This is a genomic window from Micromonospora sp. DH13 (assembly GCF_020873825.1).
Classification (GTDB): Bacteria; Actinomycetota; Actinomycetes; order Mycobacteriales; family Micromonosporaceae; genus Micromonospora; species Micromonospora haikouensis.
This window is the reverse complement of sequence record NZ_JAHWGR010000010.1, coordinates 132760-157657: the sequence shown is the minus strand read 5'-3', so window position 1 is coordinate 157657 and position 24898 is coordinate 132760. Positions and strand designations below refer to the sequence as shown.

The 24898-nt window shown below is 75.4% G+C and carries 17 protein-coding genes; 12 read left to right on the top strand and 5 right to left on the bottom strand.

Features of this window, described 5'->3' with window-relative positions:
- Positions 1 to 3963 carry a non-ribosomal peptide synthetase gene (locus tag LPA42_RS12875; protein ID WP_228986573.1) on the bottom strand — a complete coding sequence of 1321 codons (3963 nt, stop codon included), beginning with the start codon at positions 3961 to 3963 and terminating at the stop codon, positions 1 to 3.
- A 105-nt stretch (positions 3964 to 4068) separates the two neighbouring features.
- Positions 4069 to 5310 carry an MFS transporter gene (locus LPA42_RS12870; RefSeq protein ID WP_077939807.1) on the bottom strand — a complete coding sequence of 414 codons (1242 nt, stop codon included), beginning with the start codon at positions 5308 to 5310 and terminating at the stop codon, positions 4069 to 4071.
- A gap of 174 nt (positions 5311 to 5484) precedes the next feature.
- Here LPA42_RS12870 and LPA42_RS12865 point away from each other — a divergent pair, with 174 nt between their 5' ends.
- From LPA42_RS12865 to LPA42_RS12810, 12 genes are all read left to right on the top strand, one after another.
- Positions 5485 to 7146, top strand: coding sequence for a serine protease (locus LPA42_RS12865; protein WP_158229497.1), 1662 nt, complete (start codon positions 5485 to 5487; stop codon positions 7144 to 7146).
- The gene (locus tag LPA42_RS12860) at positions 7146 to 9362 is read left to right on the top strand and encodes a serine/threonine-protein kinase (RefSeq protein ID WP_228986572.1); all 2217 of its coding nucleotides are present in this window, start codon (positions 7146 to 7148) and stop codon (positions 9360 to 9362) included. Before LPA42_RS12865 ends, LPA42_RS12860 begins: the two co-directional genes overlap by 1 nt.
- 11 nt (positions 9363 to 9373) lie before the next feature.
- Positions 9374 to 10807, top strand: coding sequence for a VWA domain-containing protein (locus tag LPA42_RS12855; protein WP_077939804.1), 1434 nt, complete (start codon positions 9374 to 9376; stop codon positions 10805 to 10807).
- Positions 10804 to 11919 (top strand): hypothetical protein, encoded by a 1116-nt coding sequence (locus tag LPA42_RS12850; protein ID WP_077939803.1) that lies wholly within the window; start codon positions 10804 to 10806, stop codon positions 11917 to 11919. The genes LPA42_RS12855 and LPA42_RS12850 overlap by 4 nt, the downstream gene beginning before the upstream one ends.
- Positions 11916 to 13286 (top strand): ABC transporter substrate-binding protein, encoded by a 1371-nt coding sequence (locus LPA42_RS12845; RefSeq protein WP_077939802.1) that lies wholly within the window; start codon positions 11916 to 11918, stop codon positions 13284 to 13286. Before LPA42_RS12850 ends, LPA42_RS12845 begins: the two co-directional genes overlap by 4 nt.
- Positions 13287 to 13306: 20 nt before the next feature.
- Entirely contained in the window at positions 13307 to 13630 is a 324-nt protein-coding gene (locus tag LPA42_RS12840) for a CU044_2847 family protein (RefSeq protein WP_077939801.1), read from the top strand.
- 281 nt (positions 13631 to 13911) lie between these two features.
- On the top strand, positions 13912 to 14943 hold the full coding sequence (locus tag LPA42_RS12835) for a LacI family DNA-binding transcriptional regulator (protein WP_228986571.1): 1032 nt from the start codon (positions 13912 to 13914) through the stop codon (positions 14941 to 14943).
- Between the two features lie 105 nt (positions 14944 to 15048).
- Complete coding sequence (locus tag LPA42_RS12830) at positions 15049 to 16332, top strand: extracellular solute-binding protein (RefSeq protein WP_077939796.1); 1284 nt, start codon at positions 15049 to 15051, stop codon at positions 16330 to 16332.
- A complete protein-coding gene (locus LPA42_RS12825) occupies positions 16332 to 17294 on the top strand; it encodes a carbohydrate ABC transporter permease (protein WP_077939795.1) in 963 nt (320 codons plus the stop codon). Before LPA42_RS12830 ends, LPA42_RS12825 begins: the two co-directional genes overlap by 1 nt.
- Before the next feature lies 1 nt (position 17295).
- A complete protein-coding gene (locus tag LPA42_RS12820; protein WP_077939794.1) occupies positions 17296 to 18156 on the top strand; it encodes a carbohydrate ABC transporter permease in 861 nt (286 codons plus the stop codon).
- Positions 18157 to 18158: 2 nt separating this feature from the next.
- Positions 18159 to 19229, top strand: coding sequence for a glycosidase (locus LPA42_RS12815; RefSeq protein ID WP_077939793.1), 1071 nt, complete (start codon positions 18159 to 18161; stop codon positions 19227 to 19229).
- 35 nt (positions 19230 to 19264) lie between these two features.
- Positions 19265 to 21322 carry a hypothetical protein gene (locus LPA42_RS12810; protein WP_158229495.1) on the top strand — a complete coding sequence of 686 codons (2058 nt, stop codon included), beginning with the start codon at positions 19265 to 19267 and terminating at the stop codon, positions 21320 to 21322.
- Positions 21323 to 21413: 91 nt separating this feature from the next.
- On the opposite strand, the gene LPA42_RS12805 is transcribed toward LPA42_RS12810, so the two are convergent.
- From LPA42_RS12805 to LPA42_RS12795, 3 genes are read right to left on the bottom strand one after another with little or no spacing between them, the layout of a single operon-like run.
- Positions 21414 to 22316, bottom strand: a complete 903-nt coding sequence (locus LPA42_RS12805; RefSeq protein WP_077939792.1) for an ABC transporter substrate-binding protein — start codon at positions 22314 to 22316, stop codon at positions 21414 to 21416.
- A 36-nt stretch (positions 22317 to 22352) separates the two neighbouring features.
- Positions 22353 to 23840 carry an MFS transporter gene (locus LPA42_RS12800; protein WP_077939791.1) on the bottom strand — a complete coding sequence of 496 codons (1488 nt, stop codon included), beginning with the start codon at positions 23838 to 23840 and terminating at the stop codon, positions 22353 to 22355.
- 7 nt (positions 23841 to 23847) lie between these two features.
- Complete coding sequence (locus LPA42_RS12795) at positions 23848 to 24870, bottom strand: ABC transporter substrate-binding protein (RefSeq protein WP_158229494.1); 1023 nt, start codon at positions 24868 to 24870, stop codon at positions 23848 to 23850.
- Between the last annotated feature and the right edge of the window lie 28 nt (positions 24871 to 24898).

Sequence of the window (24898 nt, the reverse complement as noted above, 5' to 3'; positions counted from 1 at the left end):
TCAGACCTCCTCGGTCCGGCCGGTGGCCGGGTGGTCGCGGTCGATGAGCGCGGCGATCTCCGGGGCCCGGTCCCGGACGAAGTAGTGCTCCCCGCCGGGGACGACCGCCACGGAGACGTCGCGCACGAGGCGGCACCAGTCGCGGTGGCGCTCGGTGAAGCCCTCGGTGGCGGGGTCGGCGTCGCCGAAGATGGCGACGGTGGGGGCCCGTACGGGGGCGGGGGGCTCGGCCCGGCAGCGGCGCAGGTGGTTCATCGCGCCGACGTGGTCGTGCCGGCCGGCGGTCATCATGTGTTCCACGGCCGCCCAGTCCAGCGCGCCGGAGAACCCGCCGAGGCGGGTCAGGTAGCCGGCCCACTCCTCGTCGGAGGTGGCCCGCTCGGCGGCGAGGGCGGCGTCGGGGTCCTCGGCGGGCAGCGATGCGGCCAGGTACAGCCCGCGCAGGTCCGCCCCGGCGGCCTCCAGGCCCCGGGCCACGGCGGTGGCCATGACCGTGCCGGCGCAGTGGCCGTAGACGACGACGGGACCGTCGACGCGGCGGGTGACCTCGTCGACGCACCGCCGCACCACCTCGTCGAAGTCGAGGAAGTCGGCCGGGTCGCCGCCGGTGTCGTAGCCGGGCTGGTTGAGGGCGAGCAGCCGGAACCGCTCGGGCAGCGCCTGCGCCAGCGGCCGGTACGCGATCGCGTTGCCCCCGCCGTAGGGCAGGCAGACCACGGTGGTGGTGGCGGGGCGGCCGGGCGGGGTCAGCTCGTGCAGCAGCTCGCCGGCGCCGCCGCCGGTGCCGGTGCGGATCCGCTCGGCGAGACCCCGGATCGTCGGGTGCTTGAACAGCTCCACCACGGGCACCGGGTTGTCCAGGGCGACCATGGTGCGCACGGCGGCGAAGGAGTCCCCGCCGAGGGCGAAGAAGCTGTCGTCGATGGTGACGTCGTCGACGCCGAGGACGTCGCGCCACACGGCGGCGATGCGCCGCTCGCAGTCGTCGCGCGGCGCCTCGCCGCCCCCGGTGGCCGGGCCGGCGACGTCCCGGGTGGCGAGGGCCCGGCGGTCGACCTTGCCGTTGGGGGTGGTGGGGAACGCGTCGAGCACGACGATGGCGGCGGGCACCATGTGGGCGGGCAGCCGCTCCCCGAGCGCCGCGCGCAGGGCCTCGGTGTCCACCGGCCCGGCGGCGGTGAGGTACGCGGCGAGGGTGGTGTGGCCGGGGGTGCCCCGGGCCACCACGACCGCCTCGGTGACCTCCGGGCAGCGGCGCAGCGCCGACTCGATCTCGCCGGCCTCGATCCGCAGCCCGTGGATCTTCACCTGGAAGTCCATCCGGCCGAGCAGCTCGATCACCCCGTCGCGGCGGTACCGGGCCAGGTCGCCGGTGCGGTAGAGCCGCTCGCGGCGGCCGCCGGCCAGGTCGCGGACGACGAACCGCTCGGCGGTCAGCTCCGGCCGGTCCAGGTAGCCGCGGGCCAGGCCCGCCCCGGCCAGGTGCAGCTCGCCGGGGACGCCGACGGGCTGCGGGTGGCCGAACCGGTCCAGCACGTACGCCCGCTGGTTGGCCATGGGCCGGCCGTACGGGATGCTGGCCCACGCCGGGTCGACCTCGTCGACCTCGAAGATGATCGAGTCCATGGACGCCTCGGTGGCCCCGCCGAGGGCGACGAACCGCACGTCGGGGGCGACGGCGCGCAGCCGGGCCGGCTGGCCGACGGGGATCCAGTCGCCGCCGAGCAGGGCCAGCCGCACCGTCGGCACCGCCTCGCCGTGCCGTTCCAGGTGCTCCAGCAGCAGGTCGAGCAGGGCCGGGGCGGAGTGCCACACGGTGACCCGGTGGTCGCGGACCAGCCGCGCCCAGGCCGCCGGCTGGCGGATCTCGTCGGGGGTGGGCAGCACGGTGGTGCCGCCCGCGCCGACGGTGCCGAGCAGGTCGTAGACGGACATGTCGAAGCTGGGCGAGGAGACGGCGAGCAGGGCGTCGCCGGTGCCGACGGCGAAGCGGGTGTTGAAGTCGGTGAAGTTGTTGACCGCGCCCCGGTGCCGCAGGGCGATGCCCTTCGGGTCGCCGGTGGAGCCGGAGGTGTAGATGACGTACGCGAGGTTGTCCGGGGTGACGCGGGTGTCGGGGCGGGTCGCCGGCCAGTCGCCGGAGTCGTCGTGCACGTCGACGAGGCGGGCCGCGTCGAGCTCGGCGGCGGCGAGCCGGTCGGTGAGGTCGGGCTCGGTGACGACGCCCCACAGGCCGGCGTCGCGGCACATGAACTCCAGCCGCCGCGCCGGGTAGTCCGGGTCCAGCGGCACGAACGCCGCGCCGGCCTTGAGCACGGCGAGCACCGCCACCGGCTGGGCCGGGCTGCGACGCAGGCAGATGCCGACCAGGGTGTCGGGTCCCACGCCGGCGGCGACGAGCCGGTGGGCGAGCCGGTTGGCCCGCCGCTCCAGCTCGGCGTAGCTGAGGGTGGTGTCGCCGCAGACGACGGCGGGGTGGTCGGGCTGCCGGCCGACGCGCTCCTCGAACAGGTGGTGCAGGCAGCGGTCGGTGGGCAGGTCGGTGGCGGTGTCGTTCCACCGCCACACGGCGTCGTCGATCTCGGCGTCGGTGAGCATGGTCAGCTCGGTCACCGGCCGGTCGGGCTCGGCGACCGCCGCCGCCCAGAGCCGCACCAGGTGGTCGAGCATCCGGGCGATCGTGTCGTCGTCGAACAGGTCGCTGCGGTAGACGCTGTCGACCTCGGGTTCGGCGCCGCCGCTGCGCAGCACGAAGCCGAGGTCGAACCGGGCGGTGGTGAACTCCGGCTGGATCGCCTCGGCGGTCAGGCCGGCGAACTCCGGCAGCCCCTCGGTGGCGTCGTCGACGTTGACGTACACCCGGAAGAACGGCGCCCGGCCGGCCTCGCGGGCCGGGGCCAGTTCCTGGACGAGCACGTCGAACGGCAGGTCGGCGTGGGCGAACGCGTCGCGGGTGGTCGCGGCGGCCCGGCGCAGCAGGTCGGTGAACGAGGGCGCGCCGGACAGGTCGGCGCGCAGGACCACCGTGTTGGGGAAGAAGCCGATCAGGTCGGCCAGCTCGGCGCGGTCGCGGGGCGAGTGCACGGTGCCGAGGGCGATGTCGTCCTGGCTGCCGTAGCGCTGCATGAGCAGCCCTGCCCCGGCCACCACGGCGTCGAGGAGGGTCGCGCCGCACGCGTCGGCGAGGGCGCGGACCCGGCGCAGCAGGGCCGGGTCGACGGCGACGCGCCGGAAGCCGCCGTCGGTGGAGGCGTCGCCGGCGGGCCGGTCCGTCGGCAGGTCCAGGGCCGGCAGGTCGCGCAGCCGCTCCCGCCAGTACGCGAGCTGCCGTTCGCGCAGCGGGCCGGCCAGCGCCGCCCGTTCCCGCGCGGCGTGGTCGGCGTACTGGACGGCCAGCGGCGGCAGGTCGGCCGGCGCACCGGTCGCGGCGGCCCGGTAGAGGGCCGCGAGGTCGCGGTAGAGCACCGGGGTGGACGGGGCGTCGATGGCGATGTGGTGCACGCTCAGCAGCAGGACGTGCTCGTCGGCGGCGACGCGCAGCAGCCGGGCGCGCAGCACCGGGCCCTCGGCCAGGTCGAAGGGGCGGGTCTCGGCGTCCTCGAAGGCGGCGTCGAGGGCCTCCTCGCGGTCGTCGTCGGTCAGCGCGGACAGGTCGGTCAGCGGCACCGGCACCGGCTCGGCGGGACGGACCACCTGCACCGGCTCGCCGGCCTCGGCCCGGTAGACCGTGCGCAGCACCTCGTGCCGGGCGACCAGCGCGGTGACCGCGTCGGTCAGGGCCGCCGCGTCGAGGTCACCCCGGAACCGCAGCGGCACCAGCACGTTGTACGCGCTGCGCTCCCCCTCCAGCTGGCTGAGCAGCCACAGCCGCCCCTGGGCGAACGAGGTGGGGGCCCGGCGGGACCCGTCCGGGTCGGGGCCGGACCGGGCCGGCTGACGCGTCGGTTCGTACACCTCAGTCATGTCTGTCGCGACCTCCACTCCCTGGATCTCCGCACGGCGGTTGGGCACCATCGGACCGGTCGGATGTGAGTGGGGCGACGGTAGGAAGCGCCGGTTCGCGTCGGGTTACGCGCCGGCCCGGCGCACGGCGGTACACAGGGCGGCGACCGCCACCGCGACCCCGCCGGCCCCGGCCACGACGAAGGTCACCGGCGCGCCGTGGCGCTGGGCCAGCCAGGTGAACGCCGCCGCGCCGACGCCGCCGAGGGAGAAGTGGATCGTCCAGAACGCGGCGGTGACCCGGCCGAGCAGGTGCTCCGGCGTCACCTCCTGGCGCAGCGACAGCGAGCAGATGCCGCCGACGCTGAGGCAGCCGAAGTAGACGGCCACGAGCGCGCCGACCTCGGCGGGCCGGCGGGTCGACGCGAGGGCCGCGACCGCGCCGCCGGTGGCCGCGGTCGCGCCGATCCAGCACGCCCCGAAACCGAACCGCCGGCGCAGCCGCGCGACGACCAGCGACCCGGTGACCGTGCCCGCGGCGCCGGCGGCGAGCACCAGGCCGACCGTGCCGTCGGGCTGGTGCAGGCCGTGCTTGAGGTGGTAGACGACCACGTCGTCCATGCCGTAGATGAGCAGGAGGAAGACGGTCAGCAGCGCGGTCAGCGGGCGCAGCACCCGGTGACGCCACAGGAACCGCGCCCCGGCGAGGAACTCCGCCCACGGCCCGGCGCGGCCCGCCGCGTCGGCGGTCGCGGCGCGACGGGCGGGAAGCCGTACCAGCGTCAGCAGCGCCCCGGAGACGCCGAAGCTGGCGGCGTCGACGGCGAGCGCGCCGGCCGGGCCCCACCAGCCGGACACGGCGCCGGCCAGCGCGGGCCCCGCGACCGCCGCGAGGGCGGTGCCGGCGTGCAGCCGGCCGTTCGCCCGGGTCAGCTCCGGGCCGTCGACCAGGCCGCGCACCGCCGTGACGGCGGCGACCTGGAACACCATCCCGATCGCCGCGGCCAGCGGCAGCAGCACGAACAGCGGCCAGACCGGTGGGGTCGGGGCCAGCCACCACACCAGCGGGACCACCGCGAACAGCAGCATCCGCGCCGCGTCCGCGCCGACCAGCAGCGCCCGCCGGTCGAAGCGGTCCGCGACGACGCCGGCGAACAGGCCGGCGACCACCGCGGCCGCGCCGGACGCGCCGGTGAGCAGGCCGGCCGTGGCGATCGACCCGGTCGCGTCGAGCACCAGCAACGGCACCGCGAGCTGGGAGAACGAGTCGCCGAGCACGGAGAGGACCTGCGCCGCCCAGAGCGCGCGGAAGCCCCGGCTGCGCCCCGGCGGCGCGGGCGCGACCGACGTCCCCGTGGTCGCCGTCACCGGGCAGAGGGTAGCCCACCGGGAGGGGCCGCGCGGGCCCTGGGAATCGCGGTGGCGGCAATTCCCGAATGGTGTCGACCGCCGTCGCCTTCACGTTTCGCGGCCGAGTCGTCTTTCTCACAATGGTCAATTCCGTGCCCCACCCCCGAAAGGATCTGCGAATACCATGCACAGGTGAAGGAGAATCACGGCCGTCAGCCATGGGTGGTGCGCATCCGTGGCGCCCGCGGCGTGATTTTCGGCAGCGGGACGCTGCTGGGCGACCGGCACGTCCTCACCTGCGCCCACGTCGTCGACCGTGCGGTCGGCCGCGCGGCGGCCGGGGCTGACCCGCCCGCCGACCGGGTCCAGGTCGAGCTGGTCCGCCTGCCCCGGCTGCCCGCCCGGTCCGCCGGGGTCGTGGCCGGCGGCTGGGTGCCGGCGGGCAAGGAGGGCCAGGGCGACATCGCCCTGCTCGAACTCTCCGATCCGGTCCCCGGCCGCCCGGGCGCCGAGCTGCGGCGGCTGCCGCTGTGGGAGAAGCACGTCTACGCCTTCGGCTTTCCCAAGGAGTTCCGCGACGGCGAGACCGTCCACGCCGTCCTGCACGGGGGCACGGGCCCGGCCAACGAGTGGATGCAGATGGATCCGAGCCCGGCGACCCCCGGGCTCCGGGTGCGCAGCGGGTTCAGCGGCGCGGCGGCGGTCGACAACGAGACCGGCTACGTGGTGGGCATGGTGGTCTCCTACTACAGCGGCCCCGCCTCCGGCCGTTCGTTCATGATCCCCGTGGAGACACTGCTCAACCATCTGCCCCTGCTCCAGGCGTGGGTGGTCGGCGACTCCTCCGTCGACCGGGAGTTGACGTCGGTGGGCGGCGGCCGGGAGGACGGCGAGGTCGCCCGGCGCACGGCCGAGTTCTTCGCCCGCCGCTCACCGCAGAACGTCCTGGTGGTCGTCACCGGTCCGCCCACGTCGACGGCCTCGGCCACCGTGCGCCGGGCCGTGGTGCTGTCCAACCGGCAGCTCCGGCCGTCGTCGGTCGATCCGGCCGCCGCCGAACGGGACCCGTCGCTGCCGCCGCTGGGCAGCATCGACCTGGCGCTGGACGCCGCCGGCAAGCCACCACGGGAGCTGGCCGCGCGGATCCTGGGCTTCGTCGGCTCCACCGGGCCCCCGGCGGAGGCCGCGGCGGGCGACCTGCTCGGCGACGCGTCGCCCCGGTCGCTGCTGATCGACGGCGTGGACGAGTCGAGCGACCCCAAGGCGCTGGTCGACGACGTCGTCGGCCCGATCGTCGACCGTGCCGCCGAACGCGACCTGCGGATCCTGGTGGGCTTCCGCAGCCCGGCGGTCGGCCTGCGGCTCGCGCTGCTGGCCCGCCGGATCGCCGGGCTGCGCGAGGCCGAACACCTGGCCCGCGAGCACCGCCGCCGGATCGAGGCACGCGTGCGCGGGCTGCCACCGGCGAAGCCGCGGGCCAGCCAGCTGCGGATCCGGCTCACCGCGCTGCTGGCCGCGGCCCGGGAGCCCGACCCCGGCCCGTTGCTGGAGCACCTGGCCGCCATGGAGCAGGGCACCGACCGGGCCCTGCACGAGGTGACCGCGCTGCGACACGAGCTGACCGCGCGGGCCACCGAGCACCAGCAGCTGCGGGGGCTGCTGGACGCGCACCGGGCCCGCGCCGTCGCCGGCGGGTTGACCGAGCACCGGGGTATCGGGCGGTTCTACCGGCGGGCCCACGACCTGCTCTGGGCCGGCCCCTGCGACCTCGCCGACGCCGCCGACGCCGTGCACGCCTACGCCGAGGCGGTCCGCCGTGCCCTCGACGACCGGCGGGAAGGGGCGCCGTCCTGATGCGCTGTGCGCGTACCCCGGACTGTCCGGGCGTCGTCGACGCCGACGGCTTCTGCGAGGTCTGCGGCCTCGCGCCCTGGCCGACGCGGCCGGCGCGCGCCGCGACGCCGACGGCCGGTGCGCCGGTCGGGCACGAGACCTGGCCGGTGGCGGGCCTGGTGTCCCTGCCGGTGCGCGACTTCACCGGCCACCGGCGCACGACGGCCGGCCTGACGGTGCCCGAGCACGAGCGGTTCTGCGCCAACCCCGCCTGCCGGCGGGAGGTCGGCCGGGGCGGGGCCGAGCGGCTCGACCACGGCTACTGCCCGCACTGCGGCACGCCCTTCGCGTTCGTCTCCGCCCTCGCGCCCGGCGACGTGGTGGCCGGCCAGTACGAAGTGGTCGGCTACCTGGCCCGGGGCGGCCTGGGGCAGGTCTACCTCGCCGAGGACGTCCACCTCGACCGCAAGCCCATGGCCCTGAAGCGGCTGATCAACAAGACCGAACCCGACGCCCTGGCGATCGAGGTCTCCGAACGGCAGTTCCTGACCACCCTGGACCACCCGAACATCGTCCGGATCTTCAACTTCGTCAGCGCGGAGGACCGCCTCTTCGGCGGGCAGACCAGCTACATCGTGATGGAATACCTGGAGGGGATGCCGCTGCACGAGCTGTGGCAGGCGGCGGTCGACCCGGCCCGGCCGGCGGTCACGCTGCCCCTGGTGGAGGTGCTGGCGTACGGCCACGAGATCCTGACCGCGCTGGACCACCTGCACGGCAAGGGGCTGCTCTACACCGACCTGCACCCGGGCAACGTCATCCGCACCGCCGACCGGGTCAAGCTGATCGACCTCGGCGGGGTGCGCCGGGCCGACGACCGGCACAGCCCGAGAGTGCGCACCGAGACCTACGGGGTCAGCCCCACGGAGCTGGCCGCGCACGGGTTCACGGTGCGCTCGGACCTCTACGCGGTCGGGGTCATGCTGCGGGAGCTGAGCCGCCCCCCGCTCGACTCCCCCGGCCGCGAGCCCGACCTCGGGGCGGAGTCCTTCGGGCGGCTGGTCACCCGGGCCGCCCATCCCGAGTGGCGTCGCCGCTTCGCGTCCGCCTCCGAGATGTCCGAGCAGCTCAAGGGCGTGCTGCGGGAGCTGTTGCCGGCTCCCCCGGCCGACCGTGGCCAGGAACCGTCGACCGTGTTCGCCCCCACGGCGGCGCTGCTCGACGCCGGGCTCGGCGCGGTGCCGGGGCTGGCCGCCTGGACGGACCCGGCCGCCGCCGACCTGCCGCACCACGGCCGCCCGGCGCCGCCCTCGGTGGCCACCGGCCTGCCGGTGCCCCGCCCCGCGGCCGGCGACCCCGCCACCCCCGCCCTGCACCTGATCGGCGCGCTCGACCCCCGCAGCCTGCTGGCCCGGCTCGCGGCGTTCGAGACGGCCTCGGTCGAGGTCCAGCTGTCGCGCTGCCGGGCGCACCTGGAGCTGGCCGGGGCGGGCCCGGCCGAGGAGGCCCTGGCCGTCGCGGCCGGGCTGCTGGCCGAGGACGCGGTGGCCGACTGGCGGCTGGTCTGGCACCACGGCCTGCTGGCGCTCGCCCGGTCCGCCGTGGCCGAGGCCACCGAGCGGTTCGACCGGGCGTACGCGGAGCTGCCGGGCGAGGTGGCTCCGAAGCTGGCGCTCGGCTACTGCGCGGAGCAGCGGGGCGACGCCGGCGAGGCGACCCGCTACTACCGGGCGGTGTGGCGTCGGGACCGGTCGGCCGCCAGCGCCGCGTTCGGGCTGGCCCGGCTGCGGCTGCCCGACGGCGACCGGGCGGCGGCGGTGCGGTTCCTCGACGGCGTCCCCCGCGTGTCCCGGCACTACGACGCCGCCCAGGTCGCGGCCGTGCGGGTGCTGGCCGCCCGGCTCGGCGACGACCCGCCCGGCGCGGAGCACCTCAACGAGGCGGTGCGCCGCCTCGGCCGGCTGCGGCTGGACGGGGGCGCCCGGCACGGGGAGGCCCGCGACCGGATGACGGCGGTGCTCCGGCAGGCCGCCCTGGGCCGGGTCCTCGTGCACGGCACCGCCGGCCTGGCCGGCGGCGAGACGCTGGGCGACGCGCCGTCGGAGCGGTCCCTGCGGCGGCTGCTGGAGAGCTCCCTGCGGGACCTGGCCCGGCAGGCGCGCACGGCCAACGACCACGGTGTCCTCGTCGACCGGGCGAACGCGGTCCGGCCACTGACCTTCCTGCGATCACGGTGAGGAGCGACCCGGTGTCCAGCGCGCTCGACTTCGACCTGCGGATCGACCACGACCGCTTCCTGTCCACGGGAGACCGCCAGTTGCACGCGATCCTCACCGTCACCGCGTCCGCCGGGGCGGGCGACGCCCCGGCGGAGGTCGACGGGGCCCGCTACGCGGAGGTGATCGTCGTCGACTGCTCCGGGTCCATGGCGCACCCGCCGACGAAGCTCGGCGCGGCCCGGCGGGCCACCGCCGCGGCCGTCGAGATGCTGCCGGACGGGGTCCGTTTCGCCGTGGTGGAGGGCACCCACGAGGCCCGGATGGTCTACCCCGCCCACCGGGGCCTGGCCGCCGCCGCACCGGCCACCCGGGACGCGGCCCGGCGCGAGCTGGGCCGGCTCGCCGCGGCCGGCGGCACGGCGATCGGCAGCTGGCTGGAGCTGGCCCGGGAGCTGCTGGCGGAGCACCCCGAGGCGATCCGGCACGCCCTGCTGCTCACCGACGGCCGCAACGAGCACGAGACGCCGCAGCGGCTGGCGGAGGTGCTGGCGGCCTGCGCGGGGCAGTTCGTCTGCGACGCCCGGGGCGTCGGCGACGCCTGGGAGCCCCGCGAGCTGACGCGCGTCGCCGAGGCGCTGCACGGCACCGCCGACGCGGTCCGTCGGCCCGAGGAGTTGGAGGCCGACTTCCGGGCGACCATGCGGGCCACGATGGCCAAGCGGGTGGCCCGGGCGGGCCTGCGGATCGCCGTGGTGCCGCCGGCGCGGGTGCTGTCCTGCCGGCAGGTGCATCCCACGATCATGGAGCTGCCCGTGACGCCGGTCGACGACCGGTCCGTGGCCTGCGCGACCGGCTCCTGGGGGGCGGAAAGCCGGGAATACCACCTGTGCCTCGAGGTGGACCCGGCGGGCCGGCCGACGGGCGAGGACCTGCGGGTCGCCCGCGTCGACCTGCTGGTGGACGACGCCCCGGCCGCCCGGCCGGTGAACGTCCTGGCGCACTGGACGGAGGACCTGGCCCTGTCCAGCCGGATCGACCCGCGGGTGGCCCACTACACGGGGCAGGAGGAGCTGAGCCGGCTCATCGCCGACGGCTGCGACGCGTACGACACGGGCGACCGGGCGACCGCCGCGCAGCTGCTCGGCCGCGCGGTGGAGCTGGCCACCGCCGCCGGTGACGCGTTCCACCTGGAGCAGCTTCGGCTGCTCGTCGAGGACGTCGACGCCACCTCGGTACGCCTGCGCGACGACCTGCCCCGGCTCGACGTGATCAGCGTGGCCGTGCGGTCGTCGGTCACGGTGCGCGACCAGGGGCCGCGGGCGGCGTCGGGGCCCGTGCCGGCCGCCGACGCCCCGCCCCGGGTCTGCCCGGCCGGCCACCGCTCGCCGCCGGACGCCCGGTTCTGCCAGCGGTGCCGCCACGAGTTCACCGACCCCGCCGACGCCGGCCCGGTGCCGACGTGAGCGGCACGGCGCTGACCAGCACCACCCGGCGGACGCTGCTGCGGCTGCTGTGGGCGCTGCTCGCCGCGAACGCGGTCGCGCTGGCCGGCTGCCTCGCGGTCTTCCTCGGGGTGCAACGCACCACGGAGGCCGCGTACGACCGTTCCGTGCCGGCGATCCTGGCCGTGTACGACACCCAGGTCGCCCTGCGGGAGGCCCACGGCGCGGCGGTGGCCAGCTTCGCCGCCGGCACCCGGCTGCTCGCCGGCCCGGGCGAGGACTACCAGAACCAGATCGCCCGCGCGGGCCAGCACCTGGCCGAGGTCGCGGAGGACAACGCCGCCGGCGACGAGGGCAGTCGCGACATCCAGGTCGTCGAGGCGTCGCTGGTCACCTACACCGGTCTGATCGAGCGGGCCCACGCGCACTTCGCCCAGCCCGGCGGCGGGGCGCTGGGCGCCGCCGCGCTGCGCGACGCGTCGGGCCTGCTGGAGGAGATCCTGGTGCGCCTCGACGGGCTGGTGGGGAAGCAGGACGCGGCGCTGGACCGGCAGGTCGACGGGGCCTGGACGGGCCGGGCGACGATCCTGCTCTGGCTGCTGCCGGTGCTCGTCCTCGGCGCGCTGCTGGTCGCCGCCCAGCTGTTCCTGCGTCGCCGGTTCCGGCGGGCGCTGAACGCGCCGTTGCTGCTGGCGACGCTCGCGGTGCTGGCGCTGGGCGGCACGACGGCGACGAGCCTGCACTCGACGGGCCAGCTCGGCGACGCCCGGGCCGCGACGGACCGGGCGGCCGACGCCCGGGGGCTCCAACTGGCGGCGCTGGCCGACCGCAACGCCACGCAGTTGGCCGGCCTGCTCACCACCGCCTGCACCCCGACGCCGTGCACGGACACGATCGAGCAGGTCCTCGCCCAGCGCGACGGCGATCGGGGGCCGGCCGAGGCGGCGGACCAGGTCGGGGCCGCCGGTCGCACGGCGTGGCGGCACGGCCAGGACGCCACCGGGCTCGCGGCGCGGGCCGCGAACAGTCGCGGCGGCGAGGTCGTCCTGCCGGCGGCGGCCCTGCTCGCCGCCGCGCTGGTGGTCGTCGGTTTCCTGCCCCGACTAGAGGAATACAGGTATCGGCAGCGATGAGACGCGGCGCGCTCGCCCTGATCCCGGTCCTGCTCGTCGGCGCCGGCCCGGCCGCCTGCGCCGATCCTCCACGGCCGCGCGCCCTGAGCGTCGTCGCGTCCTGGTCGGAGGACGGCGTCGGCGACACCGCGCAGGAGCGCAGGCGGCGCAGCGAGGCCTGGCCCTTCCTGGCGGTGCTGGACGCCTTCACGGCGGAGACCGGGATCGAGGTCAGCTACCAGGGCACCCGGGACGTCAGCCAGGTGCTGCGGTCCGGGGTCGACCGGGGCCGGCCGCCCGACGTGGCGGTGCTGCCCCGGCTCAACGACCTGAAGGCGTACGTGCGCAGCGGCGACCTGTTCCCGCTCGACGACGTCGTCCCGGCCGACGAGGCGGGTCTCGACCCGCAGCTGCTCCGGCTGCCGCCCCCGGGGGCCACGGATGCCCGGGTGTACGGGTTGTCCGTCGCCGTGCACGCCAAGAGCCTGATCTGGTACCGCACGAACGCACCGGGCGGTCCCACCGTGACGTCACCGCCGGCGACGTGGGCGGAGCTGGTGGCGCTGACCCGCGCCCTCGACACCCGTGGGGGCGCGCCGTGGTGCCTCGGGATGGGGTCGCAGCCGCAGTCCGGGTGGCCGGGCACCGACTGGATCGAGGACATCCTGCTGCACCGCTCCGGGCAGACCGTCTACCAGCGGTGGGCGGCCGGGCAGCAGGCGTGGACGTCGCCGGAGGTGCGGGGCGCCTGGCAGGAGTGGGGTGCGCTGGTGGGCGCCGGGCGGAGCACCCCCAACCCGTTGCTGACCAACTTCGACGTGGCGGGGCCGGGGATGCTCGTCTCGCCCCCGAGGTGCTTCCTCGACCATCAGGCCTCGTTCATCGTCGGGTCCTACCGGAAGTTCCTGGCCGAGCACCCCGAGAGGTCCGAGCCGGGCCCGTCGCCGGAGTTCGACTTCTTCCCCTCACCGGCGTTCGGCGCGACGGACGCGCCGGTGCGGGAGGTCTCCGAGGACGTGGTGGGCATGTTCGCCGACTCGCCGCAGGCCCGGGCGCTGATCCGTTTCCTGGCCGGCGAGCCGGCCCGCCGGGTGTGGCGGGAGGCGAGCGGCCACCTGGCGTTCACCCTGAACGCGGCCACCGACGCGGCGGCGTATTCGGACGGTCTGCCGCGCCGCATCGCGCGGACCCTCGCCACCGGCACGCTGTGCCGGGACGCCTCGGACATGATGCCGGCGGCGATGACCGCCGCGTTCCACTCGGCCGTCCTGCAGTACCTGGCGGATCCCACGCTGCTCGGCAGCCTGTTGAGGGAGTTGGATAGCGTGCGGAAGCGGACACCGCCGCAGGAGTGGCTGGGGCTGCCGTGCCTCAGCCCACCGGGGTAGCCATCGAGAAGGGACAGTGGATGAGCGAGGTGGTCGAGTTCGCCCTCGACGGCGGGGGGACCGTGCTCGTGGCCGTGGACGAGACGCCGGGGATCGCCCCGGCGTCCGTCGCCGACGACGTGCTCCGCCGGGCCGGGGTGAGCTTCAACAAGGCGATCGGCCAGGCGCGGGACGCCGCGTCGGCCGCGCTGACCGAGTTCCGCTCCATGGTGGACCGGCCGGACGAGGTGGAGATCAGCTTCGGGATCCAGCTGACGGCCGACGCGGGCGCGCTGATCGCCCGCACCGGCGTGCAGGGGCAGCTCCAGGTGACCGTGCGCTGGCACCGGGAGCCGAGCGCCTGAGCGGCGCCGTCGGGGTGACGTCGTCCGCCGGCGCTCACACCCCGTCCTGACCTGCGCGTACGCGGCAACATCGGGCCGCCCGGCGATCCGCCGGGCGGCCCTTCGCGTGCTCGGAGTCCATCCCGGCGACGCTGCGTGAGCGCGTCGGGACCGGGCGAACGGGATCGGCGCTGGGCTTGCGCGGGCTACTAAACCGGTCTAGCGTCCCTCTCCAACGGGGGGCGTTTGTTGCAGCGGTGTGAACCGAGCATTGCCGGACTATGGCCGAGAGGATGCCGCGCGTGGGACCGAGCCGACCGACCATCACCGACGTCGCGAAGGCGGCCGGAGTGTCCAAGGGCGCGGTGTCCTTCGCCCTCAACGGGCGTCCCGGGGTGGCCGAGGAGACCCGCGCCCGCATCCTGGCCGTGGCCGCGTCGCTGGGCTGGACCCCGAGCCACCGGGCCCGGGCCCTGTCCGCGTCGCGGGCGTTCAGCGTCGGCATGGTGATCGCGCGGCCGCCCGAGCTGCTCGGGGCCGACCCGTTCTACCCGTCGTTCATCGCCGGCGTGGAGCGGACCCTGTCCGACCGGGGGCAGTCGCTGGTGCTCCAGGTGGTGCCGGACCTGTCGGTGGAGGAGGCCAGCTACCGCCGGCTCGCCACGGCCGAGCGGGTCGACGGGGTGTTCGTGCTCGACCTGCGGCTCGGCGACCCGCGGATCGCCCTGCTGGCCGAGCTGGGGCTGCCGGCGGTCACCATCGGCCGGCCGGACGTGCCCAGCAACCATCCCGCGCTGCTGGTCGACGACCGGCCCGGGGTCACGGCGGCCGTGACCCACCTGGCGGGGCTCGGGCACCGCCGCATCGCCCACGTCTCGGGGCCGCTGCACTTCCTGCACGGCTCCGTGCGCCGCCAGGCGTGGGAGCAGGCCCTCGCCGACGCCGGCCTGACCGCCGGCCCGTGCGTCGAGTCGGACTTCTCGGCGGCCGGCGGCGCGCAGGCCACCCGCGCGCTACTGGACACCGACGACCCGCCCACCGCGATCGTCTACGGCAACGACCTGATGGCGATCGCCGGCCTCTCGGTCGCCGTCCAGCTCGGCATCAGGGTGCCCGACGAGCTGTCGATCACCGGCTTCGACGACACGGAGCTCGCCGGCTACGTCACCCCCACCCTCACCACCGTCCGCACCGACCCCTTCGGCTGGGGCCGGGCCGCCGCGGACGCCCTGCTCGACCTCATCGACGGCCGGCCCGGCGCGGACATCCCCACCCCACCCGCGCCGCTGGTCGTGCGCGGATCGACGGCGCCACCGCCCACCCGACACCCCTGAACAGAGCCCACCACACCCCCGACCCAGCACCGCCTCACCCGCACCGCCGACGGCCACCGGCCCGGCGGGCGGACGAACCTGACCCCGTCCCGGATCGGAGAAGACATGAGACGGACCCTTCCCGCCGCCCTGCTGACCGTCGCCCTGGCCGCCACCGCCGGCTGCGGCGACTCCGGCGGCGGCGACGCCGGCAAGGCCAACGCCGCCCGCGGCCCGATCACCATCTGGCTGTCCAACAACGCCGAGGAGGTCGCCTGGGGCAAGGCGATGGTGCAGGCGTGGAACGCCCAGCACGCCGACCAGACGATCACCGCCCAGGAGATCCCGGCCGGCACCAGCTCCGAGGAGGTCATCGGGGCGGCCATCACCGCCGGCAACGCCCCGTGCCTGATCTTCAACACCGCCCCCGCCGCCGTGCCGCAGTTCCAGAAGCAGGGCGGCCTCGTCGCGCTCGACTCCTTCGCCGGCGCCACCGACTACATCACCGAACGCACGGGCGAGACGGCCGGGCAGTACAAGTCGCCGGACGGCAAGTTCTACCAGCTGCCGTGGAAGTCGAACCCGGTGATGATCTTCTACAACAAGAAGGTCTTCGCCAAGGCGGGCCTCGACCCGGAGAAGCCGCAGCTGGCCACGTACGACCAGTTCCTCGCCGCCGCCCGCAAGATCAAGTCGTCCGGCGCCGCCCCGGCCGCCATCTACCCCGCGCCGACCAGCGAGTTCTTCCAGTCCTGGTTCGACTTCTACCCGCTGTTCGCCGCCGAGACCGGCGGCAGGCAACTCCTCGACGGCGGCAAGCCACAGTTCAACTCCCCGGAGGGGCAGCGGGTCGCGGAGTTCTGGAAGACCCTCTACGCCGAGGGCCTCGCCCCCAGGGAGAAGTACAACGGCGACTCCTTCGCCGACGGCAAGGCCGCCATGGCCATCGTCGGCCCGTGGGCCATCTCGGTCTACCGGGACAAGGTCTCCTGGGGCGCCGTGCCGGTGCCCACCTCCACCGGCATCCCCGCCGACCAGGTGCGGACGTTCAGCGACGCCAAGAACGTCGCCATGTACTCGGCCTGCCAGAACCGCGCCACCGCCTGGGACGTGCTGACGTTCGCCACCAGCAAGGAGCAGGACGGCGCGCTGCTCACCGCCACCGGCCAGATGCCGCTGCGGGCCGACCTGCCGGCCGCCTACCCCGACTACTTCGCGAAGAACCCGGCCTACCAGGGCTTCGCCCAGCAGGCCGCGCGCACCGTCGAGGTGCCCAACGTGCCGAACTCGGTGGCGATCTGGCAGGCGTTCCGCGACGCGTACACCGAGTCGGTGATCTTCGGTAAGAAGCCGGTGCCCGACGCCCTCTCCGCCGCCGCGGAGAAGGCCGAGCAGCTCGCCGCCTCCTGATGGCCGCCGCCCACGCCGCAGCCGCCGCCAAGGCCGGGCCGGTGGCCGGCGGCGACGGCGCCGGACGCCGCGCCCCGCGCGGCCGGGTGGCGGCGGTGCTCGGCCGCCACCCGGTGGGCCTGCTCCTGGCCGCGCCGTACGCCGTTTTCGTCGCCGCGGTCTTCGCCTACCCGCTCGGGTTCGCGGTCTGGATGAGCTTCCACGACTACTTCTTCGCCGCCCCCGGCGCGGTGGTGGACCGGCCCTTCGTCGGGCTCGACAACTACCGCGCGGTGCTGACCGACCCGCAGGTGCGCCAGGCGTTCGGCAACATCGGCGTCTTCCTCGTCATCAACGTGCCGCTCACCGCCGGGCTGGCGCTGCTGCTGGCGGTGGCGCTGAACAAGGTGGTGCGGGCGCGGACGTTCCTGCGGGTCGCCTTCTACGTCCCGTACGTCACCGCGAGCGTCGCCGTCGTCGGGGTGTGGCTGTTCCTGTTCAACTCCGACGGGCTGGTCAACCGGGTGCTCGGTCCGCTGGCGCCCGACCCGTCCTGGCTGGTCAACGAGGGCCTCGCGATGCCGGTGATCGCCGTGTTCGTGGCCTGGAAGCAGCTCGGCTTCTTCATCCTGCTCTACCTCGCCGCGCTGCAGAACGTGCCGAAGGAGCTGTACGAGTCGGCGGCCGTGGACGGGGCGTCGGCGTGGGCCCGGTTCCGGTCGGTGACCGTGCCGGCGGTGCGCCCGGCGACCGCCCTGGTGGTCATCCTGGCCACCATCACCGGCGCGAACCTGTTCACCGAGCCGTACCTGCTCACCGGCGGCGGGGGGCCGAACGGGTCGTCGGCGTCGCCGGTGCTGGTCATGTACCAGCGCGGCATCCAGCAGGGCCAGCCCGACGTGGCCGCCGCCATCGGCGTGCTGCTGGTGATCGGCGTGCTGGTGGTCTCGGCGATCAACCGGCGGCTGCTGGAGAGGGACTGACATGGCACGCACACCCGAGAAGCGGCCCGTCGCCGGCCGGCTGGCCACGGCGCTGCGCGCCGTCGCGCTGTTCGGCGGCGCGCTGGTCTTCCTGTTCCCCTTCTACTACATGTTCGTCGGCTCGTTGCAGGCCGAACCGGACACCTCCCCGGCCGGGGCGTTCCCCACCTCGGGGCTGACCCTGGACAACTACCGGGACATCAACGCCCGGGTCGACCTGCTCGGCTCCCTGGTCAACTCGGGGATCTTCACCGGCGGGGTGATCGCCTGCACGGTCGTCTTCGGCGTCCTCGCCGGCTACGCGCTGGCCCGGCTGCGCTTCCGCGGCCGGGGCACGCTGTTCGCGCTCGTGCTGCTGGTGCAGGTGATCCCGTTCCAGCTCCTGCTGATCCCGCTGTACGTGCTGATCGTGCGCGGCTACGGGCTGGCCGACTCGTACCTCGGGATGATCCTGCCGTTCGCGATCAACACCACGGCCGTGTTCGTGTTCCGGCAGTTCTTCCTGCAGCTGCCCGACGAGCTGTTCGCCGCTGCCCGCGTCGACGGCGCGGGCGAGCTGCGGGTGCTCTGGTCGGTGGCGCTGCCGCTGGTGCGCCCGGCGCTGCTGACCGTCGTCCTGCTGACGTTCATCGGCCCGTGGAACGAATTCCTGTGGCCGTTCCTGGTGACCAAGCAGGCGGACATGCAGCCGCTGGCGGTCTCGCTGGCCAACTACATCAGCAACGTGGCGGCCCGCGCCGCCAACCCGTACGGGGCGGTGCTGGCCGGGGCGTGCGTCCTGGCCGCCCCGGCGGTCGGCCTGTTCCTGGCCTTCCAGAAGCACTTCGTCTCCACCGACATCGGTTCCGGCGTGAAAGGTTGACGATGACTGTCTCCACCACCGTCCCCTACACCCTGACCAGGGTCGGCGTCGTGATGACGCCCGAGCCCGGCCAGCTTCTGGAGGCCGAGGGGGTGTTGAACCCGGCCAGCGGCCGCACCCCCGACGGGCGGCTGCACCTGCTGCCCCGCCTCGTGGCCGAGGGCAACGTGTCCCGCGTCGGCCTCGCCGAGGTCGAGCTGCGCGACGGCGTGCCGGCCGGGGTCCGCCGCGAGGGCGTCGTCCTGGCCCCCGACGAGGGCTGGGAGCGGGGCAAGAACAACGCCGGGGTCGAGGACCCCCGCACGACCTGGGTGCCGGACCTCGGCAAGCACCTGATGACGTACGTCGCGTACGGGCCGCTGGGCCCGCGCCTGGCCCTGGCGGTGTCGGAGGACCTGCGGCACTGGCGGCGGCTCGGGCCGGTGCAGTTCGGCTACCAGCCCGACCTGGACACCGACCTGAACATGTTCCCCAACAAGGACGCCGTGTTCTTCCCCGAGCCGGTGCCCGGCCCGGACGGGCGGGACTGCTTCGCGATGCTGCACCGGCCGATGTGGGACCTGGGCTGGTTCCGCCCCGGCGAGGGGGTGCACCTGCCCGCTGGCGTCACCGACGAGCGGCCCGGCATCTGGATCTCCTACGTGCCGGTCGACGAGGTGCGCGCCGACGTCGGGGCGCTCGTGCGGCTGCGCGGGCACCGCTGCGTGGCGCTGTCGGAATTCCCGTACGAGGAGCTGAAGATCGGCGCGGGCCCGCCGCCGCTGCGGGTGCCCGAGGGCTGGCTGCTGATCCACCACGGGGTCACCGGCGAGATCCCCGAGGGCTTCGACCCCACCACCCAGCGCGTCGAGTACGCCGCCGGGGCGATGCTGCTCGACCCGGCCGAACCGTCGCGGGTGCTGGCCCGCACCGCCGAGCCGATCCTCGTGCCGGAGCTGGCCGAGGAGCGCAGCGGCACCGTGCCGAACGTGGTCTTCCCGACCGCCATCGAGGAGGTCGACGGCGTCCATTACGTCTTCTACGGCATGGCCGACTCCCGCATCGGCGTGGCCCGGCTGGACCGGCTCCCGTGACGACACCCCTGTCCCGACCGCACCGAGGAGCCACCGTGAAGCGCCGCACCCTGATGCTGGGCGGGCTCGCCCTGACCACTCCCCTGCTCGCCGGCTCCCCCGCCGGGGCCGCCCCCGCCGCCGCGCCGTCCACCGCCACGGGCCCGGCCGGCGGGCCGCTGACGAACCTGGCGCACCTGGACTTCCTGCGCCAGGCCGTCGCCCCGCCCGCCCAGGACGGGCACACCACCTACCGGCTCGCCGAGTCCCCCGAGGTCGGCATGCTGTGGACGTACGCGGAGCCGGGGCCGGACGGCGACCTGCGCCGCGTCGGCGGCGGCGCGTACGACGCGGCCACCGACACCTGGGGGCAGGGCGCGTACAACGCCGACGACGTGTCCCGGGCCGCCGTGGTCTACCTGCGGCACTGGGCGCAGACCGGGGCGGCGGGCAGCCGGGACGCCTCCCGGGAGCTGCTGCGCGGCCTGACCTACCTGCAGACGACGACCGGGCCGCACGCCGGCAACGTGGTGCTGTGGGCACAGCCCGACGGCACGCTCAACCCGAGCGCCGAGCCGGTGGAGCTGCCGGACCCGTCCGACAGCGGCCCGTCGTACTGGCTGGCCCGCACCCTGTGGGCGCTCGGCGAGGGGTACGCGGCCTGGCGCACCGCCGACGCCGGGTTCGCCGGTTTCCTGCGCCAGCGGCTCGACCTGGCCGTCGGGGCGCTGGAGCGGCAGGTCCTGTCCCGGTACGGCACCTACCAGACCGTCGACGGCGAGCGCACCCCCGCGTGGCTGATCGCCGACGGGGCCGACGCCACCGCCGAGGCGGTCCTCGGGCTGGCCGCGTACGTGCGGGCCGGCGGCGGGTCGGCGGCCCGCCGGGCGCTGCGCCGCTTCGCCGAGGGCATCGCCGCCCTCTCCGGTGGCGACGCCCGGCACTGGCCGTTCGGGGCGGTGCGCCCGTGGGCGCTGTCGCGGTCGATGTGGCACGGCTGGGGCTCGCAGATGCCGGCGGCGCTGGCCGCCGCCGGCAGGGCGCTCGGCGACCGGCGGCTGCTCGACCCGGCGGTCGCCGACTCCGCCACGTTCACCCCGTGGCTGCTCACCTCCGGCGGCCCGGACAACGGGCGGATCCCCACGCCGGTGGACCGCAGCCAGATCGCCTACGGCGTGGACTCCCGCCTGCAGTCGCTGCTCGCCGTCGCCGATGCCACCGGGCGCGACGGCTTCGACCAGCTCGCCGGGGTGGTCGCGGCCTGGTACTTCGGCGCGAACGCGGCCGGCGTGCCGGCGTACGACCCGGCGACGGGGCGCACGATCGACGGCATCTCCGGCGACGGGGCCGTCAACCGCAACTCCGGGGCCGAGTCGACCATCCACGGCCTGCTCAGCATGCTCGCCCTGGACGCCCGGCCGCAGGTGGCGCAGGCGGCCCGGCAGGGCCGGATCGTCGAGCGGGTCGGCACCCGCGTGGTCGAGGCGGAGCAGGGCGCGCGCGACGGCGGGGCCGCCGTGGTGACCCCGGCCTCGTCGTGGACCGGGGAGTCGTCGATCAGCGGCGGCAGCCTCGTGCGGATGCCCGCCGGGTCGACCGTGCGCTGGGAGCTGCCGCCGTCGGCCCAGCCGGAGCTTGTGCTGCCGGTGGTCGACCTGACCCCGGGCGCGTCGGCGGTCACCCGCTGGGCTGGCGTGTCCGGCGACGGCCGGGAGCTGCCGCTGGGCCAGGTGCGGCACGGGCAGGCCGGCGCGCAGGGCACCTCCCCCGCGCCGGGGGTGCTGCTGCCGGTGACCCCGTCCGGGCCGGGCGAGCTGCCGGCGGGCGCGACGGCGCTGGTGGCCACGGCCGCCGGGGACGGCGCGGTGGTCGACGCGGTCATGCTGGAGCCGCTGCTGTCCCGGTTCGTCGTCGCCGGGGACGGCCACGCCACGGCGGTGCTGCGCAGCGCCGCCCGCACGCCCCGCACGGCCACGCTCACCCTGCCCGGCGCGGGGCGGGCCGTCGTCGAGGCGTACGACTCGGCGGGGGTGCGCCGGTCGCGGACGGTGGTGTCCGGCGCGGCCGTGCCGGCGGTGGTGCTGCCCGGCGGCTTCACCGTCGTGCGGCGCTGACCGTCGGAGCCGCTGACCGTCGTGCGGCGCTGTTGATCGTGGCGCGGGGCCGGCCCGGACGTCGTCGGCCGGGCCGGCCCCCGCACGCGGGTCAGACCGTGACGACGCGGTTGTCCACGATGGAGCTGAACGTCGACTCGGGCGCGATGAGGCCCCACTTCACCATCCACCGGTAGGTGCGCTCGAACTCGGCCTCCGGGTAGGGCTCGGGGTCGATGTAGCGCAGCCGGCCGAGCCGGAAGTCCGCCGGCTCCAGCTTCACCAGGTCCTCGGGGACCTCGGCGACGAAGTGGTGCAGGTACGGCCGGATGTCCTCGTTGATCTTCTTGACGGCCCGGCGGACGGCCCGGTCGACGGCGGCGAAGGTCTCCGGGTCGACGTCGGCGCTGGCGATCTCCGAGCCGACGTAGAACGCCTCGGTGACCAGCACGTAGCCGAGCTTCTCGGCGGCGGTGGTCCACGGCTCCATCAGGGCCACGGCGTCGATCTCGCCGTCGCGCAGCTTGCGGAACCGCTCGGCCGGCCCGCCGGCGTGCACCACCTTGATCTCGTCCTGTTCCAGGAAGCCTTCGAGGGACTGGATGGCCAGGTAGTGCGAGCCGTGGTGGAAGTTGACGCCGACGGTCTTGCCGGCGAGCCCCTGCGGGTGCTTGATGTCGGAGTCGGGCCGCACGAAGATCGCCTGGCTGGCCACGGAGGCGCGCTTGGCGATGATCTGCCCGCCGCGCTCGCTGTCGTGGGAGCGGCGGATCTGCCCCCACTCGCAGGCCCGGTAGAGGGAGACGTCGCCGCTCTCGAACGGCGTGGAGATGCCGCCGAACGAGCTGACCAGCTCGTGCTCCTCGATCGGCTTGAGCACCGCGTCGTACGAGCCGGGGGCGACCAGCTCCAGGTCGATGCCCTCCTCGGCGAAGTAGCCGTGTTCCAGGCCGACGAGGTACGGCAGGGTGAAGATGGCGCCGCTGCGGACGCTCCTGACCTTCTTGAGTGTCACCGGGGTGGTCCCTTCTGTGCTGTTTGGTGCTGTGCGTTATCTGGCGGGGGTAGCGGTCGGTGGTGCCGTCGGCGCGTCCTCGATCCCCACCACCTCCTCTCCGGCCGGCCGGTCGGGTGGCGGCCGGAACAGCCGCCACGTCGCGTACGCGCAGTACGCGGCGGTCGCCGCCACCAGCGCGTACGCGACGCGCAGGGCGGTGGTGAAGTCGTCGCCGGCCTCGGCGGCGACCCGGGCGATGTCGTCGGTCGGCTGGCCGGTCAGGGCCAGCACCGACACCACCACCGCGCCGAGGACGGCGACCCCGAGGTTGGTGCCGATCTGCCGGGAGGCGCTGGTGATGGCGCTGGCCACCCCGGCCCGCTCGCGGGGCAGGCTGTTCACGGCCGTGTTGGTGGCCGGCGGGTTGACCAGGCCCATGCCGGCGCCGAGCAGGAGGTAGCCGACGAGCAGCGGGGCCAGGCCCGCGTCGGTGGTGACGGTCAGGGCGAGCAGGGTCATCGACGCCACGAACGACAGGTGCCCGACGGTGGCGGGCAGCCGGCCGCCGTGCCGGCCGACGATCCGGCCGGAGACGTTGGCGAGCACGAGCGTGCCGAGGGTGGTGGGCAGGGTGAGCAGGCCGGTGGCCAGCGGGCTGAACCCGCGGACCTGCTGCAGATAGAAGGTGTTGACGAAGGTGAACCCGCCCAGCGCCAGGTATGCCACGACCGCGGTGAGCACCGCGCCGCGCAGCGCGGGGATCGCCAGGTGGCGCGGGTCGAGCACGGGGTCGGGGCGGCGGCGGGCGGCCGGCACGTAGCCGACGGCGGCGGCCACCGCCACGGCCACGGCAACCAGGACGGGCCCGCTCAGCCAGCCCCGGCTCGGGCCGTCGATCAGCGCGAACGTGAAGCCGACCAGCACCAGGGCGGCCAGGGTGTTGCCCAGCCCGTCGAGGCGGCGGGGCGGGCCGTCGACGACGCCCGGCGGCAGCAGCAGGGTGCCCGCGTAGAGCACCGCCGCGCCGGCCACGCTGACGGCGAAGAGGCTGCGCCAGCCGGCGGCCTGCACCAGCACCCCGCCGACCAGGGGCCCGCAGGCGGCGGAGACCCCGGCCGTCGCGCTCCAGGTGCCCAGCGCCCGGCCGCGCCGCAGCGCGTCGGGGAACAGGTTGGCGATGAGGGCGAGGGCGGGCGGGGCCATCAGCGCGCCCCCGACGCCCTGCACGCCCCGGGCGGCGATCAGGGCGGGCGCGTGCGGGGCCACCCCGCACAGCAGCGACCCCGCGACGAACACCAGCAGCCCGACCCGGAACATCCGCCGCCGCCCGTACCGGTCGGCGACCGCGCCGCACAGCAGGGTGAGGCTGGCCCGCACCAGCGCGTTGCTGGTCGCCACCCACTGCAGCTCGACCGTGCTCAGCCGCAGGTCGCGCTGCACCGACGGCAGGGCCAGGTTCAGCGCCGCGCCGTCGAGGACGCCGAGGAACAGCGTCCCGCAGCACACCAGCAGGGCGGCGCGGCTGCGCCAGGTGAGGGTCATCGTCGGCTCAGAGCTTCTCGTACACCGGCTTGTCGGCCCGCTTCTTCAGCACGCCGACCTCGATGGCCAGGTCGATCTGCTTCTCCAGGTTGGCGAAGACGGTGTCGTCCCACACGTCGGCGTAGACGGGGGCGAGCCGCTCCGGCAGCAGCTCGATGGCCTTCTTCTCCTCGGCGGGGACGCCGTAGTCGGCGTGGTACTTCCCGATCAGGGCCGGGTCCTGCTTGATCAGCCGCCAGGCCTCCAGGGTGAAGTCGACGTACGCCTTCGCGGTCTCCCGGTTGGCGGCCAGCCAGTCGCGGCGCACGGCGGTGCCGTTGAGGAACAGCGGGCTGCTGTCGCCGGTCCCCTTCTGCCACAACTCGCCGACGGAGGCGAGCTGCCGGTTGCCGGAGCCGACGAGGCGGGTGGCGTTGGGCTCGATCGCGATGATCGCGTCGAGGTCGCCGCGTTCGTAGAGCGCGAGGTTGGCGATGGGCTGCCCGGTGAACAGCTTGAACTCCCGGTCGAAGCGGATGCCGTTGACCGCCGAGGCCAGGGCCGCGGCCCGGTAGGTGTCGCTGCTGGGCGGCTGCACGCCGACCTTCCTGCCCTTGAGGTCGGCGATGCTCTGGTACGGGCTGTCGGCCGGGACGATCCAGCGGCCGTGGTTCCACAGCGACGGCCCGACGATGACCACGTCGTGGCCGCTGGTGTTCACCTCGGTCGCGCCCAGCGGGCCGAACGCGTAGATGTCGAGCACGCCGGTGAGCAGCTGCTCCTGCCCCGCGCCGGGGCCGCCGCCGGCCTTGCGGTCGAGGCGGAGCCCGTGCTTGGCCTCCAGGCCGAACTGCTCGGCGACGGAGTCGCGGATCGCCCCCGCCGTGCCGGGGCTGCGGGGCTGCACCTTGGCGCTGCGGGTGCCGCCGCCACCGGCGGCGGCCGGCTCGTCGGCGCCGCACGCGGTCAGCAGGGTGGCCGCGCCGGCGCCGCCGGCGAGGAGCCCGGCGGCGCGCAGCAGGGATCGTCGGGTGAGGGGTGTCGTGGACACGGTGGTTCCTTCCAGGGTGGATCAGGTG